The 17,932-nt window shown below is 68.4% G+C and carries 20 protein-coding genes; 10 read left to right on the top strand and 10 right to left on the bottom strand.

Going from position 1 to position 17,932, the window contains the following annotated elements:
- Positions 1–38: 38 nt before the first annotated feature.
- Genes K0O64_RS28370 through K0O64_RS28360 form a run of 3 tightly spaced genes read right to left on the bottom strand, consistent with a single transcriptional unit; the run spans position 39 to position 1,893 of the window.
- A complete protein-coding gene (locus K0O64_RS28370) occupies positions 39–548 on the bottom strand; it encodes a copper resistance CopC family protein (protein WP_071948582.1) in 510 nt (169 codons plus the stop codon).
- Positions 545–1,237: a YcnI family protein gene (locus tag K0O64_RS28365; protein ID WP_071948583.1), complete on the bottom strand. Its 693-nt coding sequence runs from the start codon at positions 1,235–1,237 to the stop codon at positions 545–547. The genes K0O64_RS28370 and K0O64_RS28365 overlap by 4 nt, the downstream gene beginning before the upstream one ends.
- Entirely contained in the window at positions 1,237–1,893 is a 657-nt protein-coding gene (locus K0O64_RS28360) for a DUF6474 family protein (protein WP_071948584.1), read from the bottom strand. The genes K0O64_RS28365 and K0O64_RS28360 overlap by 1 nt, the downstream gene beginning before the upstream one ends.
- Before the next feature lie 170 nt (positions 1,894–2,063).
- Here K0O64_RS28360 and K0O64_RS28355 point away from each other — a divergent pair, with 170 nt between their 5' ends.
- Genes K0O64_RS28355 through K0O64_RS28345 form a run of 3 tightly spaced genes read left to right on the top strand, consistent with a single transcriptional unit; the run spans position 2,064 to position 4,761 of the window.
- Entirely contained in the window at positions 2,064–3,086 is a 1,023-nt protein-coding gene (locus K0O64_RS28355) for a hypothetical protein (protein WP_156909868.1), read from the top strand.
- Between the two features lie 41 nt (positions 3,087–3,127).
- Positions 3,128–3,619: an ImmA/IrrE family metallo-endopeptidase gene (locus K0O64_RS28350; protein ID WP_071948586.1), complete on the top strand. Its 492-nt coding sequence runs from the start codon at positions 3,128–3,130 to the stop codon at positions 3,617–3,619.
- Positions 3,616–4,761, top strand: coding sequence for a hypothetical protein (locus K0O64_RS28345; protein WP_071948587.1), 1,146 nt, complete (start codon positions 3,616–3,618; stop codon positions 4,759–4,761). The genes K0O64_RS28350 and K0O64_RS28345 overlap by 4 nt, the downstream gene beginning before the upstream one ends.
- 44 nt (positions 4,762–4,805) lie before the next feature.
- Here the strand turns inward: K0O64_RS28345 and K0O64_RS28340 are convergent, their stop codons facing one another.
- The 3 genes from K0O64_RS28340 to K0O64_RS28330 all read right to left on the bottom strand — a co-directional run bounded on the left by K0O64_RS28340 (position 4,806) and on the right by K0O64_RS28330 (position 7,148).
- Entirely contained in the window at positions 4,806–5,204 is a 399-nt protein-coding gene (locus tag K0O64_RS28340) for a secretion protein EspR (protein WP_047333880.1), read from the bottom strand.
- A gap of 324 nt (positions 5,205–5,528) precedes the next feature.
- Positions 5,529–6,317, bottom strand: a complete 789-nt coding sequence (locus K0O64_RS28335; RefSeq protein WP_071950230.1) for a TMEM165/GDT1 family protein — start codon at positions 6,315–6,317, stop codon at positions 5,529–5,531.
- 297 nt (positions 6,318–6,614) lie between these two features.
- On the bottom strand, positions 6,615–7,148 hold the full coding sequence (locus K0O64_RS28330) for a peptidase (RefSeq protein ID WP_071948588.1): 534 nt from the start codon (positions 7,146–7,148) through the stop codon (positions 6,615–6,617).
- 820 nt (positions 7,149–7,968) lie between these two features.
- Between K0O64_RS28330 and K0O64_RS28325 the strand changes: the two genes are divergently transcribed.
- Both K0O64_RS28325 and K0O64_RS28320 read left to right on the top strand, forming a co-directional pair.
- Positions 7,969–9,021 (top strand): DUF4328 domain-containing protein, encoded by a 1,053-nt coding sequence (locus tag K0O64_RS28325; protein ID WP_220045884.1) that lies wholly within the window; start codon positions 7,969–7,971, stop codon positions 9,019–9,021.
- A gap of 4 nt (positions 9,022–9,025) precedes the next feature.
- Positions 9,026–9,847 carry a glycerophosphodiester phosphodiesterase gene (locus K0O64_RS28320; protein WP_220045883.1) on the top strand — a complete coding sequence of 274 codons (822 nt, stop codon included), beginning with the start codon at positions 9,026–9,028 and terminating at the stop codon, positions 9,845–9,847.
- A 6-nt stretch (positions 9,848–9,853) separates the two neighbouring features.
- On the opposite strand, the gene K0O64_RS28315 is transcribed toward K0O64_RS28320, so the two are convergent.
- The 3 genes from K0O64_RS28315 to K0O64_RS28305 all read right to left on the bottom strand — a co-directional run bounded on the left by K0O64_RS28315 (position 9,854) and on the right by K0O64_RS28305 (position 12,686).
- A complete protein-coding gene (locus K0O64_RS28315; RefSeq protein ID WP_220046547.1) occupies positions 9,854–11,014 on the bottom strand; it encodes an LCP family protein in 1,161 nt (386 codons plus the stop codon).
- A 115-nt stretch (positions 11,015–11,129) separates the two neighbouring features.
- The gene (locus K0O64_RS28310) at positions 11,130–11,897 is read right to left on the bottom strand and encodes a CPBP family intramembrane glutamic endopeptidase (protein ID WP_225933565.1); all 768 of its coding nucleotides are present in this window, start codon (positions 11,895–11,897) and stop codon (positions 11,130–11,132) included.
- Positions 11,898–11,915: 18 nt separating this feature from the next.
- On the bottom strand, positions 11,916–12,686 hold the full coding sequence (locus K0O64_RS28305; RefSeq protein WP_220045882.1) for a DUF2470 domain-containing protein: 771 nt from the start codon (positions 12,684–12,686) through the stop codon (positions 11,916–11,918).
- Between the two features lie 96 nt (positions 12,687–12,782).
- Here K0O64_RS28305 and pheA point away from each other — a divergent pair, with 96 nt between their 5' ends.
- Both pheA and K0O64_RS28295 read left to right on the top strand, forming a co-directional pair.
- On the top strand, positions 12,783–13,700 hold the full coding sequence (pheA, locus tag K0O64_RS28300; RefSeq protein WP_220045881.1) for a prephenate dehydratase: 918 nt from the start codon (positions 12,783–12,785) through the stop codon (positions 13,698–13,700).
- Positions 13,697–14,383, top strand: coding sequence for a histidine phosphatase family protein (locus tag K0O64_RS28295; RefSeq protein ID WP_071948594.1), 687 nt, complete (start codon positions 13,697–13,699; stop codon positions 14,381–14,383). Before pheA ends, K0O64_RS28295 begins: the two co-directional genes overlap by 4 nt.
- Before the next feature lie 7 nt (positions 14,384–14,390).
- On the opposite strand, the gene K0O64_RS30010 is transcribed toward K0O64_RS28295, so the two are convergent.
- Positions 14,391–14,588 (bottom strand): hypothetical protein, encoded by a 198-nt coding sequence (locus tag K0O64_RS30010; protein ID WP_071948595.1) that lies wholly within the window; start codon positions 14,586–14,588, stop codon positions 14,391–14,393.
- A 271-nt stretch (positions 14,589–14,859) separates the two neighbouring features.
- Between K0O64_RS30010 and K0O64_RS28290 the strand changes: the two genes are divergently transcribed.
- From K0O64_RS28290 to K0O64_RS28280, 3 genes are all read left to right on the top strand, one after another.
- Positions 14,860–15,060, top strand: a complete 201-nt coding sequence (locus K0O64_RS28290; protein ID WP_372507875.1) for a hypothetical protein — start codon at positions 14,860–14,862, stop codon at positions 15,058–15,060.
- 90 nt (positions 15,061–15,150) lie between these two features.
- Positions 15,151–16,707 (top strand): S53 family peptidase, encoded by a 1,557-nt coding sequence (locus K0O64_RS28285; RefSeq protein ID WP_220046545.1) that lies wholly within the window; start codon positions 15,151–15,153, stop codon positions 16,705–16,707.
- Positions 16,704–17,924, top strand: a complete 1,221-nt coding sequence (locus K0O64_RS28280) for a zinc ribbon domain-containing protein (protein WP_071948597.1) — start codon at positions 16,704–16,706, stop codon at positions 17,922–17,924. The genes K0O64_RS28285 and K0O64_RS28280 overlap by 4 nt, the downstream gene beginning before the upstream one ends.
- Positions 17,925–17,932: the final 8 nt, after the last annotated feature.

The raw sequence follows: 17,932 nt of genomic DNA, 5'->3' as shown, positions 1-17,932 counted from the left end.
ATCTCTCGTCGCCGGCAGTCGCACCCATCATGCCAGGGTCACGAACGGCGACGTCGCGACCAGAGGAGCCCGATGGCGATCACCGCTGCGGCGCCGACGATGAACGGCCACACCGGCAGCGCCCGCTCGGCGGCCGGGGCCGACGCCGAGGCCGACGGACCGGGTGTGCCGCTGCCCGCGGCGGTCATGGTGAACGCCCACGATCCGGACACGACGTGGCCGTCGGTCGATGTCACCCGGTAATTCACGGTGTACGACCCGGCCGGGCCGAGCGGACGCATGCCGACACTGACCACCGCGCCCTGGACCTGCGGTGCCCCGTCCGACCACAGATTTCCGTCGGGACCCACCACGGTCATCGCGGCGAAATCGGTCTGCAACTGCTCGTTGAATGTGGCGCTGACCCGCGACGGTGCAGTGCTCAGGGTCGCGTCGGGCGATGGGTCGGCGGCCACCCGCACCGCATGCGCCCAGGCCACAGCCGTCCCGCCCAGTGCCATCGCGCACATCAACAGCACCGTGGTCAGCAGCCGCCGCAGCGTGGTCATGTCCGCCGGCGGGCCAGCGCAACGCCGACGCCGATCGCGGCCACCAGGAGCGCACTGCCGGCCAGGGCTCGGGCGGTGTTGTCGGAGCCGCCGTTCGCGGGGGGCTGCGCGTCGGCCGTCGGCGCGGCGCTGACCGAGGGCGCCGCGGTTGCCGGCGGAGTCGCGTGGTGTTCTTCCGGCTCGTGCGGTCCGGCCGTCAGCGGCAACACCGGGGCCGGGTACTCGGGTTCGCCGCCGCCGGGCAGCGGCGGCTGGTCCCAGTTCACTTTCGTGCCGTCGGCGTAGGTCTGCGTCACCGGAAACGACACCGAATCGGCGTCGGGCAATTTGATCGACAGGGGGAACAACTCGAACTGGGTGGCGCCGATGCCGGCGTTGGGCATCGCGGTGAAGGTGACGGACCGATACGCACCGCTCGCCGGATCGCGGTCGAGGGCGGCGGTCCACCCGGCCATCACATCGGTGCTCGCGGACGCGACGTTGGGCAGCGTGATCGTGACTTTGGTTGTCGGAACGCCTTTTTCGCTCTCATTGGGCACCTGGAACGTGACCAGTGCATAGTCGCCGCGTACGGCGTGATCGGCGTTGACGTGGACGTGCGCGCCGGCCGTGGCCGCGACCGTCCAGGATCCCAGGGTGAGCAGCGCCGCCAGGCTCAGCGCACGAGCCGGTACGTGATGGCCGGGCATCACAGCACGCCGAGGCGCGCCATCAGATCGGCGTCGATTCCGTCGAGCTGCTCGGCGATCGCGGCGTGCGCGTCGCGGCGGCGTTGCCCCGGCATGTTCTCCGCGGCGGGGATGGCCGCCGACAGGGCGTTCAGTCGTTCGGTGATCGCGGCGACGAACTGCTTGGTCTCGGCATCCTTGGGTTTCTTCTCGGCCACCAGCCGCAGTGAGTTCTCCGCGCCGGCGATCCGCGCGGACAGCTGGCCGCCCTGACCGGAGAACTGCCCGAGCTGGCTCAGCGGCACGCCGAGACGGTCGGCACGCCGTTCGTCGATGATGCCGCGTGCTGCGATCGCGGCGCGGTACGCCACCGGGACCACAACCGGGGCCAGCAGCCGGGAGACGGTCAGGGCCCGCCGCACCCGGGTGGGTGACAGGAGTTTGCCCTCTCGGACCGCCTTCAGTTGCGCCTCGGCAACCTTGACCGCGGCCCGGTCGGACTCGCGGGCGGCCTTCAGCTGCGCCTTGAGCACCTTGTTCTCCGAGCGCTCGGCGGCCTTGATGCGCTTGACCTCGTTGCGGGCCGACAGCTTGGCCTCGAGCTTGGCGCGCGCCTTGATCGCCCGAGCCTCCGCGCGACGCGTCGCACGGCTTTTGCGCTTGGTGAACAGGCCCATACCTGATGCCTCCCGAGTAGGTCGTCGGCGATCGGCGAGACACGCTCGCGACCGGGTCAGCTAACCCTATCGCCCGGCTCAACGGGGCCTATCACGACCTGCGGATATGCCACAATGATCCCGAACCGTCCGATGCGGCACCGACCTGCGCCGCTAACTCGAGGAACGTCGTGAACCGCTCGCCGATGAGTGCCGCAGCGATTAGCTGGGTGATCGCGTGTGGTTTGCTCTGCGGCGGCGCGACCATGCTCGTGGCCGCGCCGGCCGATGCCAGTCCCGGCACGATTGGTAACCGCGACGGCGGGCAGGAGGCGCACGGCGACCCGGGCAGCAACGACTCGCCGAATGACAAGCGGGAAGGCAGACGACGCCACAACGGCCCGCACAAGCCCCGCACCGAGGACACCTCCCCGGGCACGACCCGGCCGGATAGCGGTGTGGCGAGCGGCCCGCGCCGGTCGGCCGACTCGGCTGACGAAATGCCCTCCGGCGCTTGGCATCCCAGTTATCCCGACTGGCCGGATCCGGGCGGGGAGGATCCGGCGTGGCCGTGTCTGCCGTTACCGCACTTCCCGCCGATCGTGCTGCCGCCGCTACCGCCACTGCCACCGTTGCATTGGCCGCGGGCCGCGATCGGTGATGGTGTCGGCGTGCCCGCGCCGCCACAGACCGCGCGGATCGCCCCTCCACCGGAGGTGGCCGGTGGCGGAGGCGGCAGTGGCGGACTCATCGACGCTGCGCCGCGGACGGTTCCGCCGCCCGGTGAGCCGGGTGAGCCGGGTGAGCCACCGGTGGTCGGTGCGTCGACCGGCGCGGTCGGTCCCACCGGCATCGTGGCGCCGCCGATCACGATGCCGCCCCTGATCGGGCTGCCACCGGTCGAGGCGCCGATGCGCCCGCTCGGTCCGGGTGCCGAGCCGGGGCCGCGAAACGGACCCGGCCGGGAATCGTCACCGACGCGCGAACGTCCGCCGGCGACGTCCGCCGGAGCCGGTACAGAAGTGCCGCCGTCGTCTAGGGTGGGCTATCCGAAATACCTCCAAGATGCCAAGATCGGCGAGGTCGCGGCGGTGGCCCTACCTGGTTTTGCCGGCCTCCTCGCCCTGACCGGTCTCGGAGGATTTCTCGGGTACCGCCAAGCGAAGGCCGGCCACCTCGTGCGCGCCGCCGGGACGACGCGGTTCATGCAGTAGCGCAGTTCGCATCGCCACCGGCCGTCGGGGAAGGGGACAAGATGTCGGCCAGCCGTCGGGTCACGACTGCGGTCAACGACGTGCTCGACCTTGCGCCCCGTCACGGAGAGATCTCCCTGACCCGGCTGGTGGCCGCCGTCAGCGCGGACCGGGACCGCCCGATCGAGGTCACGATGGCCGACCTGCCCGCCGGCGTGTGCGGCCAGTGGCGCCAATACGAAGACCACGACGTCTTTCTCATCCAGAACGGCCTGCCGACCTGGGACCGCACGCTGGCCCACGAGCTCGGCCATCTGGTGCTCGGTCATTACGGCATTCCGGTCGCCGAGGCTGCGCGTGACGTCGCCGAGCTGGCGAGCGACGACCTGATCGGCTACATGCTCAATCAGCGCACCGGATGTATGGGTCCCGGGGGAGAGGACATCGAGCAGGAGGCCGAGGACTTCGCCGCACTGCTGCTGTACCGGCTCGGCCGCTCGCCGTCGGATCGGTCGTCGATCGTGCAAGTCCGCCTCGGAGAGGCGTTTGGTTGATCGTCTGGGTGATCGCCGGTCTGCTGGGAATGGCCACCGGGCTGCGCATCGGGTGGGCGTTGGTCAACAAGCAGTCGGTGGTCAGCTCGGCGATGATCCTCGCCCTGGGCAGCCTGGCCGCGGTCGCCGCGCTGAACTGGCCGCCGCTGACCCTGTTGATCGACAGCGCGCTGCACTGGTCGAACATCTCGATCGGGCTGAGCCAGGTGGCTCTGATCGGCTGCGCGGCAGGCAGCTGCGTGATGATCACCAGCGTCGCGTCGACCCGCAGTCCCGCCGCCATCCGCCGGATCGCCGCGGCCCAGTACACCGTTGCCGCGGTGATCGGAGTCGGCAGCCTGGTCTTGTTCTTCCTGTCCGGTCAGCAGCCGGAGATGTCGCCCGAGGAGTATCTGCGCCGCAACCTCGGCTCGACCAACACGTCGCTGCCGTGGTTGCTGCCGCTGCTCTACGTGATGCTGGCCTTCACATTGGTGCTGTGGGCGGGCATGCGCCATTCCAACCGGACCCGCCGTGGGCGCGCGCTGTTCGTGTTCACCCTCGGCGTCGCACTGTTGGTCGCCGCCACGGCCTTCTTCCTGATCCGCGCCGTGGGCACCTCGCATCTGGTGGGGGTGGGTACAGCGGCGACGCTGCTGGGCGCGGCGATGGCGATCGTCGCGGCGGGATCGCTGCTGCCCGCGATCGAGGACTGGTTCGGCGGGCGACGCGAACTGCGTCTCATCGACCCGCTGCTGACCGAACTCGAGCGGCGTCAGCCGGAAGTCGGGATCGGCGAACGGCCTCGCGGCCCGTTGGTTTTCCGGGTCGCCGAGCGGTTGTCCCTGATCTCTGACGCGTTGTACATGGAGGCCACGATGGCCGAGCATCTACGCGCCGGCGGGGCCGACGGCACCGCGGTGGACGTGCTGCCCGACCTTCAGCGCACTGGCGTCAGCCCCGACGCCCAGGCGATGGCGATCGCGAAGTGGATCCACGCCGGGAGGCGCACCCCGCGCGTGGCGCAGCCGGCCGGTCAGGGGCAGTTCCCCGGCATGAGCTGGCTCGGGCAGCCCGAAAGCTATTCGGACCGGGAATGGATCCTCGAAATCGCACGGCAGTACCGCGCGTTGGATCAGCGCAAGCCATCCGTTGCGCTGTGAAACAAATCTAACGTTGCCGAAAGGCCTGCGCCGGAGCCGGCGGGCTAATCGTCGAGGTGTTCCCGACGACGCAGCTCGTCGACCTTGGTGACGATGTCCTGCTGGGCTTCCGGCGAAAGCCCCACGGTGCGCGCGGCAATGCGGCGCACACCCTCGTCGCGCATGTTGGCGAGCCAGGTGAGTTCCTTGTCGAGCTTCTCGTAGTACTCGTCGTCGGTGAAGTAGGCCGGCTTGATCCGGAAGAAGTTGGCAAGCGCCGTCATGGTGGTGGCTGACGGGTTCGTCCGGTTGCCTGAACGCAGCTGAGACAGATACGGAGCCGACATGGTGATGCCCTCAGACTTCAACGCGGCGATCACTTCCGCGGAGGTATGAGGACCCCGGCCTGGCGGATACACCGTGTCGAACAGGCGATTCAGTCGCGCCGAGAACGTCGTGCTCATCTTCTTGACCTCCACATGCGGAAGAGCGGTCGTTTGCGTTGGCTTATTTGCTGATCATCGTAGCGACACATCCCCCGACAACCAAGTGCAAACTACTAGATAATTGATGCACGCGTGGTTTTTCGCGGAATTGGCAAACAATGGTGCGGATGATTCCCGAGGTGGGGACCCGCCCGGAGCATGCGCTGAGGCAAAGAAACACATGGTCGGACCCATCTTGGCACAGAGCGTGATCGATAATCGCTCGGTCAAGAACCTGGGATTACCCTGAGCAACCGAGCCTGTGGCGGCGGCTTGCCAAAATCTACTTTGCTGTAAGTGCGGTTATGTCGGCTCGCCGGGCGGTTGCGGCGTCGATCCGGGGCCGCGTTCGGCGCCGACCACCGATGACGCCGCCGTGGGGGAGCCGTCGGGCGCAGGTGTGGCCGCCGGTGTCGGACGCAGGACCGCCGGTCGCAGGCGGGGCGGCAGCGCCCGCAGGAGTGCTGCAATCAGCGCGACGACTGCGAGCGAGACTGCGCCGATGACGACGGCCGACGCGGCGGGGAAGGCACCTTCGATGAGCATCGACACACCGAACACCAGGAACAGTGCGGCGGCAGCCACCTGGATGAACCGCTCCGGAAGGTGCTTGCCTGCCAGTGCGCCCACCGCGATCGCCAGCGCGTCGGCGGCCACCATGCCGATGGTGGATCCGATCCAGACCCCGACCCAGTCATTGTCGGCAGCCAGCGTGATCGTCGCGAGCATCGTCTTGTCACCGAGCTCAGCCAGGAGGAACGCCGAGGTCACGGCGAAGAACGCCGGTGCCGTGTTGCGCTGCGCCTTGCTGGCCTCGTCATCGGACAGGGAGTCGCCGCGCAGCGTCCACAGGCCGAACAAGACGAAGGCGACGCCGGCCAGGATGCCCAGCAGGTGTGTCGGCAGCGCCGCGCCGAGGTAGTGGCCGACGGCGACCGAGATGAGGTGTACCGCCGTTGTTGCGAAGGTGATGCCGCTCAGCACGACCCACCAGCGGTGGCGCAGTGCGAACGTCATCGCCATCAGCTGTGACTTGTCGCCCAGCTCGGCGACGAAGATGACGGCGAAACTCAGGATCAGCGCGGCGAGCACCCGAAACTCCTCGATCGGGTGGCTGTCGTCAGGGGCGGTACAGATGCCTCCGGCCGACAACCACTAACGGTCTAACGGCCGAAGGTCTCGCCCACCGGAATCACGCCGGCCGGACAACCGGGCCCCGCAACGTGCACCAGGCCAGTATGTCGATTGTCCGATTGGGGGCTACTCCCCTTCGCTGGCGCCTACTCTACGTGCACCTTCGCGACGCCCGCAACTCGTGATCAGCGAAAGTCGAACCGCAGCAATAACTTTGGGACACCATTGCCGAAAGTTCGGGCACCCTCACAATCGCTAGGCGGCCAGCAGCATCGCCAGGATCGCGGTGTCGGGATGGCTGATCGGGTCGACGCCGACCCGGCTGACCATGCCCGTGATCGTGCCATCCGATTCCGCCTCGACCCACGCGGCGCGGTGCTCCAGTCCCAGATGCGGAATGCCCGGCAGCAGAACGCAACCCGAGGCGGCGCCGGAGCATTCCGGCAGTGACGGGGTGGTTTCCGACGGTGGGTGCAGCATCAGAAGTGCCGGCGGCTGCCGGTCGGCGAAATGCCCCGGCGGCACGGCTGATTCACCGACCACGGTGCCCTCGGCGAGGACGAGGCCGACCGTCCCCGGCTGCGGCTTGTCAGGCAGTTCTTCCCGAACACCGAAAATGGTTGTGGTGGAGAGCAATCCGGGCAGCGATGCGACGCGCACCGCGACCATCAGAAGCTGGGCCCACTCTTTTGTCGAGTTAGGCCAGCGGCCGGAGACCACGAAGCCCTTGAGGGCACCACGAGAATGAAAGGGAGCGATCTCGACCGAACGCCCGGAACCAGTTTCCATCTCGCCTCCACGACACTCGGTATGCCCGTGCGACTCGACAGTGGGTCGGTTCGATTCAGGATGCGGCACCCCATAGGTGGCACGCAAGAGGACACGAGTGCTAACGCGAGGGAAATCGGAGGGGTCGAGCGAACTACCGACGAACTCAGAACAGAACGATCAGCGCGAGGATGCCCAGCAGGACCAGGGCGATGACACCGGCCCTCAAGGCGGCCAGCATGTACGACCGGTTACACGTCGCAGATGTGGCATACCAATGCGACGGCTGCGACGCGGATCGCGCCCGGAATGACTAAGATGCCATCACACCGTCCTGACCAGCATGTTCAACTACCGCCCCCAGTGAAAATCGTCACAGGCCAACTGTGAGCGCGATCATAACCCCTTGGATAGCGCGAGGAAAATCGGCCCACCGCCTCGACCAGCCCGCAAAAAAACTTGTGTTTGGTGTTTCGCGTTCCGGGGTATTGAAGATCACAGTCGGCTCGGGGGTGTCGGCGTGTCGCTCGGCGCGTCGCCCGGGTCTTTCGGACGGTTAGCAATGCAACGGATTTCGCTCGCCGGCCATCAACTTGTTGATCAGCCCGCTCTGCGGCCGCGCGGTTATCCACAGATACGGCCCGTCTCCATGGCGAGATGGTGCGCTCAATGGCCATCCACCGGCGCAGACCCCTGTGGATAAACCTGTGGAAACTGTGGATAGCCGAGTCATTGCTGCATGTCCCGGATCGTCGAAGATGCACTGCGTGCCACAATCCGCGCCGGGTGGAGCAGTCGCGCATCGCGCCGAGCGGCGCGCGCGCTCGCTAGGCTGGTCCGCGTGATTCAGGTGTGCTCCCAATGTGGGACGCGGTGGAACGTGCGCGACCGCCAGCGCGCCTGGTGCCCCCGTTGCAACGGCGCCCTGATGGCACCCACCGGTCCGCCGGACCCGCGCTGGAGTCCCGGCGCCACCACGCATCCACCCACGCGTCCCGCTGCCCAGCAGGGCGCCGCGCCTCGACTGCCGTCCGGATTCCGCTGGATCGCCGTCCGGCCCGGGCCGCCCCCACCGCCGCGCCGCAAGCGTCGTCACCTGGGACCGACACCCCGCTATGCCTACATTCCGCGCTGGGGGCTTGGTGACAACCTCCCGCCCGCCCCGCCGGAAACCGAGGCAGCGGCCAAAGCAGGCCCGGCGCTCGTCACGGTCCGGGCCGCGCTGGTGTCGGCGATCGCCATCTTCGGGATCGCCGCGGCGATCCACATCGTTCGCTACGTGTTGCTGTTGATCAATCGGACGACACTGCTGCCGCCGCTGGTGGCCGGCGCGGCGCTCTGGCTCGGCGTGTTGGCCAGTTTGGCCGCCATCGTGTCGGTGATCCTGACTGCCGCCGTCGTCACCTGGTGGTTGATCACGCGCCGAGCGGCAGTCTTCGCACACCTCGGGCAGGACGACCCACGGCCGGCCTGGGCGCTCTGGGCCGGCTGCCTGGTACCGGTCGTCAACCTGGTGTGGGCCCCGGTGTACGTCGTCGAACTCGCCCATGCCGAGCAGTCGCAAGCCCGCCTGCGCGGACCGATCACCGCCTGGTGGATCGCCTGGGTCCTGTCGACCGCGGTCTCGATCTTCGCGATAGCCACCAGCTTCACCACCAAACCGCAGGGCATCGCCGACAACACCGTGACCGTGATCATCGCCTACCTGTTGGGCGCGGCGGTGCTCGTGCTGTTGTGGCAGGTCTTCACCGCGTTCGTTCGCAAGCCGGTGGAGCGCCCGCTGCACCGGTGGGTGATGGTCGGACAGGACGAGCCGAAGCCGGATCACCCGGAGCCCGCCGAATCCGAAACGCCGCCAGCGGTTGAGCCGGACCAACGGGAACCGGCAGCATAGGCGTATGCACTCGGCCGGCGAACCGCACGGCGGGCACCCCTTCGTGGTCGCCCACCGCGGTGCGTCGGCCGACCGCCCCGAGCACACCCTGGCCGCCTATGACCTCGCGCTGCGCGAAGGTGCAGACGGAGTCGAGTGCGATGTCCGCCTGACCCGCGACGGCCACCTCGTCTGCGTGCACGACCGCCGGGTCGACCGCACATCGACCGGCACCGGTCTGGTCAGCGAGATGACGCTGGCTGAACTCGAAAGGCTGGATTGGGGGGCGTGGCACAGCAGCGCAGGCGCCGAGAACCCGGCCGAGGGCACCGGCGTGCTCACCCTCGACGACCTGGTCCGCCTGGTTCTGGACTGGAACCGGCCGGTGAAGATGTTCATCGAGACCAAGCATCCGGTCCGCTACGGGGGCCTCGTGGAAAGCAAGGTGCTGGCCCTGCTGCACCGGTACGGCATCGCCGCGCCGGCGTCGGCTGATCTGTCCCGCGCGGTCGTGATGTCGTTCTCGGCCGCGGCGGTCTGGCGGATCCGGCGTGCCGCGCCGCTGCTGCCGACCGTCCTGCTCGGCGAGACATCGCGCTACCTCGGTGGCAGCGCCGCCACGACCGTCGGGGCCACGGCCGTCGGCCCGTCGATCACCACCCTGCGCGAACATCCCGAACTCGTCGACCGGGCCGCCGCGCAGGGCCGCGCCATGTACTGCTGGACCGTCGACCACTACGAGGACGTCGGATACTGCCGCGATCTCGGGGTCGGCTGGATCGCCACCAACCATCCGAAACGGACCAAGGCCTGGCTGGAGAACCCTCTGGCGGTCCCGGGCGACTGAGGCGCGCTAAGGCTGCGCGTCGATCACCGACTTCGGGATCGCGGAGTCGGTGCGCAGAGCCTGGAACAGTTGGTCGGCGGCCTCGGAATCCCACACCACCACCGAGCCCGAGTCGCTGCCGGTGAACTCACCGATCGGCACCGTGATCGCGGTGGTCGATCCGTGCAGTGCCCATCCCAGCTGCGCCAGGTCCCAGACATGGTCACCGCTGTCGACGGTCAGAGAGCCGACGGCGGCGTGGGGCACCGAGTACCAGCGCCACGGATTGACCCACACCAGGGGACTGCTGGCCCTGTGCATCACCGCGGCCATGAACTCGCGCTGATGGACCATGCGGTCCAGGTCGGCGCGCGGCGTGGCGCGGCTGCGCACATAGCCCAGTGCGGTGCGCCCGTCGAGGGTCTGGCAGCCCGCGGGAATGTTGATCCCGGCCAGCGGGTCGTCGATGGCGTCGGCCGGGCACACGTCGACCCCGCCGAGCGCGTCGACCACCACCGCGAAGCCGTCGAAACCCACTTCGGCGTAGTGGTCGAGGTGCAGACCCGTCGCCTCCTCGACGGTCTGGGCCAGCAGTGGCGCGCCGCCCTCCGCGAAGGCGGCGTTGATCTTGTCCTTACCGTGGCCGGGGATGTTCACATAGGAGTCGCGCGGCAGCGAGACCATCGTGGTCGGACCGCCGGAACCCAAGCCGGGGATGTGGACCACCAGGATCGTGTCGGTGCGGCCGTTGCCGAGGTCGCCGCCGGTCGTCAGCTCGGCCTGTTGCTCGGGGGTCAGTCCGGCCCTGCTGTCGGAGCCGACCAGCAGCCAGGTGGTGCCTGCACTCGCGGCCGGACGGCCGGAGTAGTCGAACACCGCAACCCGGTGCAGCGAGGTGTCGATCCAGACGGCGCCGCCGACCAACCCGCCGACCACCAGCAGGACGAGGATGACCAGGGTGGCGAAAATCCTTCGCCCCCAACGCTTTTTACGCTTCGGTGGGACCGTCGCGGACGGCGGCGGGGCCGGCCGCCGTGGCGGCGGTGGCGGCGGAGCCTGGCGCTGAGGTGGCGGAGGCGGTGGCGTCGGTGGAGCCTGGCGCTGAGGTGGCTGCCGAGGTGGCGCCTGCCTCGGCGGCGATGGTGGTGGGGGTGGCGGCGGCCGGTAACCGGGCTCGCGGCGGATCACCTGCGACGGCTCACGCCGAGGCGGCGGCGCGGAACGCGGTATCCGCTCGGTCGGCGGATCCGGCGCGGGTCGCCGCTGCCAGTCGTCGCTCACCAGGTCAATTTACGTGCCAGGCTCACTTGAGCCAGCCAAGATGACCGGCGAGTGCGACGTAACCCACGAATGCCACGGTGTCGATGACGCCGTGTGCGATCACCAGCGGCCACAACCGCCCAGTGCGGCACCAGGCGTACCCGAACACCAGCCCCATCGCGAGGTTGCCCAGCCCCGCTCCGAAGCCCTGATAGAGGTGGTACAGCCCGCGCAGCGCGCTGGACGCCAGGATCGCCCGGTTCTGGCTCAGCCCCAATTGCTTCAACCGGGTGATCAGATAGCCCACGACCACGACCTCCTCGGCGAAGCCGTTGGCGAACGCGGAGAAGATCAGCACCGGGATGCGCCACCAACTGTCGTGCAGTGCCGTGGGTTCGACTTGGGCGTTCATCCCCAGCCAGCGGGCTGCCAGGTATAGCAGCAGGCCCGGGATCCCGATCAGTGCCGCCAGTCCCAGGCCGCCGAGTACGTCGGCGCGCCACCGCATCCGGCCGAGCCCGAGCCGCGTCGGGCTGGTTCCACTGCGCCACAACAGATACAGGCCGAGGGCACCCCAGGCCACCAGCTGCGCCACCGAGGCCAGATTCAGGCCGAGGTTGATGAGGTCATAGCGAGATAGGTTGGGATTCAACCGAACTCGACGCCCGGCCAATCCGGACAGCACGCCGTCGATGAGTTGCAGGACCGCGGTGACGGCACTGACGCCGAAGGTGACCGCGAGCATGACACCGATTTCGATGCGCAGTCCCCGCCGATCGGTGGCGAGGAAATCGTCGCGGGACGCGGTCACCCCGACACGGTAACGGCCCTACATGCGCCGTGCGCGCAGCCCGTTGACGAAGGGACAGCCCATCAGCACCCGGATCGCACGGCCCAGCGCGGGGACGTCGTGAACCGGAGCGCCGAACGGCAGCCGCACGTCGTGATCGCCGTCGGTGCTCTCCACCCGCAACCGCACTCCGTAGCGGTCCAGGCCCAGCGGGCGCACGCGGCCCCGTCGCAACGGAGCGGGCAGCTTGCCGGCCAACCGTGCGAGGACCTCGGGATGATCGTTGTCCAGGTGACGCAGCCAGGCCGACTCGAACTCGCAGAACGGGTCCGGCTGGGCGGTCAGCAGTTCATGCACTCCGACGGTCTCGGCGCCTGCGGCGTCGGCCACGACGACGGACTCGACCTCGAGCAGGAACAGCTCTTGCCCCGACCCTATGTCCAGCAGGGCCGGGTTCGGATGGTCGGTCGCGATCATGTCGGCCATCGTCCGCACCGCGTGGTCGGGCACGCACTGGACCCGGCCGCGGATCCAGACCAGCGACCGCACGGGTTCCCGCAGGGGCAGTGGGGCGTAGTCGGTGAGCTCGAGGACCCCGGCGATGCCGTCGGTGCCGGCTGCCCGGGCCCGCACGGCCAGCGCTGATTCGCTGGCCAGGCTGACGGCGAAGGATCCGCCGGGCAACAGGTGGTGCAGCGGAGTGGTGACCGGGGCGACGTCGTCGGCGACCAGCATCGCGCCGGCCGCCCGCGCACAGGCACTGCGGACGCGTTCGGCGGTGGTCGGCGTTTCGAGCGTCGTGGGTGTCATCGCGCACCTTCCGGGTTAGTGAGGTAAGCCTAAGTTAACTAGGCGTGGAAGGTCGCGCAAGGCTTTCCGGTGGCGGTGACCCGATAGGGTTGAACCGTGGCCCGCATCGCCTACCTCGGTCCCGAGGGCACGTTCACCGAAGCGGCACTGCTCAAGATGTGCGCTGCCGGTGTGATTCCGGGTGACGGCGGCATCCATCCCGAGCCGACGGACAGCACTCCGGCGGCCCTGGCCGCCGTCCGGGACGGCACGGCCGACTTCGCGTGCGTTCCGATCGAAAACTCCATCGAGGGAAGCGTTCTACCCACCCTCGACAGCCTGGCCAGCGGCGACCCCCTGCAGATCTACGCCGAGCTGACCCTCGACGTCGCGTTCAGCATCGTCGTGCGCGACGGCACCAACGGCGAAGCGGTACGCACGGTCGCGGCGTTTCCGATCGCCGCGGCGCAGGTGCGCCGATGGCTGGCCGAGCACCTGCCCGACGCGGGACTGGTGCCGGCCAACTCGAATGCCGCTGCCGCTCAGGAGGTGGCCGCCGGACGCGCCGATGCCGGCGTCAGCACGGCCCTGGCCGCCCAGCGGTACGGACTGGCGACCCTAGCCGACGGGGTGGTCGACGAGGCCAACGCCCGGACACGGTTCGTCCTCGTCGGCAAGCCCGGCCCACCGCCGGCGCGCACCGGGGCCGACCGCACCTCGGTGGTGCTGCGGCTGGACAACACTCCCGGCGCGCTGGTGTCGGCGATGACCGAGTTCAGCATTCGTGACATCGACCTGACCCGCATCGAATCCCGGCCCACCCGAATCGAATTGGGCACGTACGTGTTCTTCCTGGATTGCGTCGGCCACATCGACGACTCCGCGGTTGCCGAGGCTCTCAAGGCCTTGCACCGCCGCTGCACCGACGTGCGGTACCTGGGTTCGTGGCCGACCGAATCCGCGACCGGTGCGACACCGCCGCAGCCCGATGAAGCCGACCACTGGCTGATGCGACTCAAAGGCGACCCGGCATGAGCGGACGGCTGATTCTGCTGCGCCACGGGCAGTCGCACGGCAACGTCGAGCGCCGCCTCGACACCCGTCCGCCCGGCGCGGACCTGACCGATCTCGGCCGCGAACAGGCGCGCGGTTTCGCGCTGTCCCGCACCCGCCGGCCCGGGCTCCTGGTGCACTCGATCGCCCGGCGCGCCGCCCAGACCGCCGAAGAGATCGGCGCCCAATTGCGGCTGCCCGCGGAGGAATTCGAGGGCATCCACGAGGTGCAGGCCGGCGAATTGGAAAACCGCAACGACGACGACGCGATCGCCGAGTTCAACGCGATCTACCAGCGCTGGCACCAGGGCGAGTTGAAGCTGCCCATGCCCGGTGGGGAGAGCGCCGACGACGTGCTGGAGCGCTACCTGCCGACGATCACCGATCTACGGCTGCGCTACCTGGACAATCACGCGTGGACCGACGACATCGTCGTGGTCAGTCACGGCGCCGCGATCCGGTTGATCGCGGCCACCCTCGCCGGCGTGGAAAGCAGTTTCGTGCTCGACCATCATCTGGCCAACACCGAGTCGGTGATTTTGGCACCGATCACTGACGGCCGGTGGAGTTGCGTGCAGTGGGGATCGCTCAGCCCACCGTTCTATCCCGAACCCGACGCCCACCCGGTCGAGGACGCGCTGGAATCCGTCGACCCGATGGGGTGAGAAGACCTCACACAGCCAACGAGTGAGTCGTTTGCTGAGAGCAGGCACATCCGACGGCTTCGCAATCGATCACCAACGTGTGAAGTACCAGCTCGGGACCTTCGCAGTCCGGCTCCGTGCACTCGCCGCGATGCAGCGCGTGGAGGATCAGGGTACCGTGGCAATGTGCCAGGCCAGCGGTGCATTCTCGGCAGCTCGGTTCCATGGTTCGTTCATAGCACTACGGCCCGACGGAGTGCCGTTGCCACGCTGGCGCCAGCAAGCTCATTTTCGCCCGTCGCGAAATTAGCTATGCAATAGCTGGTGTGGTGAGATATCTTGAGTGTCCTCGGCCCTTCGGGGGTGGGCTGGTTAACTGCCGGGCCAGCCAGCAATTCAGGAATCAACCCCGGCATACGAAGTAAGGACTGATCATGATGTCAGGTCGTTTGACTCGGCAGATTGCGCTTTTTGCTGGCGGCCTCGCGATTGTCGGTATGGGCACGCTGACCGCCTGCGGTAAGTCGAAGGAAAAGGCACCGGAGAGCACCACGCCGACCACGACGACGAGCGCTCCCGCTCCGTCGCCGACTGAGAAGGCCGTGTCGCCCGGTGGCCCCAACTCCTTCACGCCGACGGTCAAGGCTCCGCCGGCTCCGACCGCGCTGCCCGGCAACGTCATCACCGGCGGCAACTAAGCCGCTCGGTCAGCATCCGTCCACAGCCCGCCACCGACAGTGATCGGGGTTCAACGCCTCCGCGTGCTGTCCGCGGTCGGGCTGTCGGCGATGCTGACCGCCGCTGTACTATTGGTCGCTGATCTGCACCGTTCGCCGGCACCCGCCGCCGACGGTGCGATCAGCGGCCCGTATGCGTCTCTACTGGCGAGCTCCGTCGACCTCGGTCCGGCACGCACCGATCACGTTCAGCTGACTGCTGCGCTGCGTGACGATTCGCGTCCGGACCTTCTGATGGGATGGGCTGTCCAACAAGGTCTTTCCGTGCGATGGCGTCCGGGCGACAGCTGGGCGATCCTGGAAGGTGCGCCCAGCGCGGTGTCCGGCGCCTTCGATGTGGATGTTCACGACTACCGCGGTAAGCGCGGCCAGGTGTTCTACGCCTCGCCCCAACAGCCGTCGGTCCCGCAGTCGCTCAACGTCGAGGTGGCCGGCCTCGGCCGCATCCTCGGCTACACCCCGCACCGCGAATCCAAGACCTGGATGCTGCCGCTGGAGGTGCCCGATCAAGGGCTGAGCCCCAGCGCGCTCCTGCGCACCTACAACGCAATGCCGTTGCACGACAAGGGTTATAAGGGCAAGGGCACGACGGTCGTCGTCTTCGCGTTCGACGGATTCGATCAGGCCGACCTCGACACCTTCGCCACGAGCTTCACCCTGCCGAAATTCACGCCCGACGTCGTCGGCGGCATGCCACCCGCGCGCCGCGGCGAGGCGACCATGGACCTCGAGGCCATTCACGCGATCGCCCCCGACGCCAAGAAGGTCCTCGTCAACGCGCGGTCCACGGTCGAGGGCGACGGCTCGTACGAGAAGATCGCCAAGCTGATGGAGGACACCGAACGCACGTATCCGGGTGCGGTGTGGAGCTTTTCGATCGGCTGGGGATGCGACAAACTCATCACCGCCGCCGACCTGGTGCCGGTGCGGGCGGCGCTGTCGGCCGCGCACCGCTCGGGGACGACGGCGTACGACGCGAGCGGCGACCTGGCCGGGCTCGACTGCAAGGGCGGCGACGAATGGTCGGCTCCACCCAGCGACAACGACGTCGGGCTGGACGCGGTGGCCTCGATGCCGGAGATGACGGACGTCGGCGGCACGACGGTGTCCACCGACGACAAGGGCGACTGGCTGGCCGAGCAGTCCTGGTTCGATCCGCCGCTGTCGCAGGGCACCGGCGGGGGTGTGTCAGCCCTCTTCGAGCGCCCCGACTGGCAGCAGCACCTCACCGCCCCCAAGGGTGACGGCAAGCGGTTGACCCCGGATATCGCGGCGGTCGCCGACCCGTTCACCGGTGTGCAGATCGTGTTCAACCAGCAGGTCATCGTCGGGGGCGGCACCTCGCTGGCCGCACCCATCTGGGCCGGACTGACCGCGTTGATGAACCAGTACGTGGTCGACAAGGGCGGCTCGCTGATCGGCAACATCAACCCGGTGCTGTACACCATCGCCCAGGGCACGCCGTTGCCCGCGTTTCGCGATGTCGTCCTCGGCGGTAACGCCGTGGCCAACGCCGCACCCGGGTACGACCTGGTGACGGGGCTGGGTACTCCGAATGTGGAGAACCTCGCGCAGAATATTCTCGTGACCCAGAAGGTGGCCGGATGAGCTCGCCGGAAAACGGGACCGATGAAGTCCCGACGATGGAGTGCTCGGTCTGCCAAATCGACGTCCCGGCCGGAGCGTTCTGCGGCTACTGCGGTGCACACGCCACCGACGAACACCGGCGGGGACCCAACTGGCTGGCGCGGCTGCGCGGCGACACATTCGGCGCCTCGCCCGGCGAAAGCGTGTTGCTACCGGCGGTCGCCAGCTCGCTGTTCCCGCATCTGCCGCAGCGTTCGCGCACCCCGTTCCGGATAGGGCTGGCGCTCATCCTTCTCGGCCTCGTCGTCTTCGCCCTCGTGAAGATGCCTGCCGCGCTGATCACCGTTGCGGCCCTGGGCCTGCCGCTGCTGTTCGTGCTGTATCTCGCCGAATCGGCGGTCTATCGCGACATGTCCCCGTGGTCTTTGGTGTTGGCCGGCACGCTGGGCGCGGCCCTGGGTGTGGGTTGGACGTTGTTGACCGGCCAGATGGTCGCCCGCGCCTACGGCGTCCCGATGGCCGCGGGTATGGCGATTCATCACCTCCTGCGTGAAGGCATCATCATTCCGGCCGGCGGCATGGTGCTCATGCTGGTGCCCATCGTCCTCGTGCGCCTGTTGCGGCCCAACTCGCGAGAGTCGTTGGACGGCTTCGTCGTTGGTGCGCTGACGGCGCTGACGTTCGCCGCCGGTGCCACGTTGACCCGGCTGGCGCCGCAGTTCGCCACCGGACTCTTGGCGCGCAGCCGACCCATCAAGGGCCTGATCGTCGAGGCGCTGCTGTGCGGGGTGACGATTCCACTCACCGCCGCGGCGGCCGGCGGCATGATCGGTATCGCCCTGTGGTTCAAGGGCCAAGACACCAACCCCCACGAGCGTCCGCGCCGGATCCGCACCATGCTGTTTGTGCTGGCGGTCGTGGTGGTGCTCATCCACACCGGGGTCGCGGTCACCGACATCATGGGGATGCCGCAACTTCGGATGCTCACGGTCCATCTCGTCATGACCGCGGTGGTGCTGGTGCTGTTGCGAATCGGGTTGCAACTGGCGCTGCTTCACGAGGCGCACGATCCGGTCGAGCAACACGAGCCGATACTGTGCATCCACTGCCAGCATGTGGTGCCCGACATGGCGTTCTGTCCGGCCTGCGGTGTGGCGACCAGGGCGTCGTCGCGAGCGTCACGACATGAGCGGCGTGAGGTGCGCCCGGTGCGGCAGGTCGCCACGGAGGGGTCGTGACCACACCC

The sequence above is a fragment of the Mycolicibacterium pallens genome (genome assembly GCF_019456675.1).
GTDB lineage: Bacteria > Actinomycetota > Actinomycetes > Mycobacteriales > Mycobacteriaceae > Mycobacterium > Mycobacterium crocinum.
Note: the sequence above shows the minus strand (reverse complement) of the source record. Positions and strands in the feature narration are given on the sequence as shown.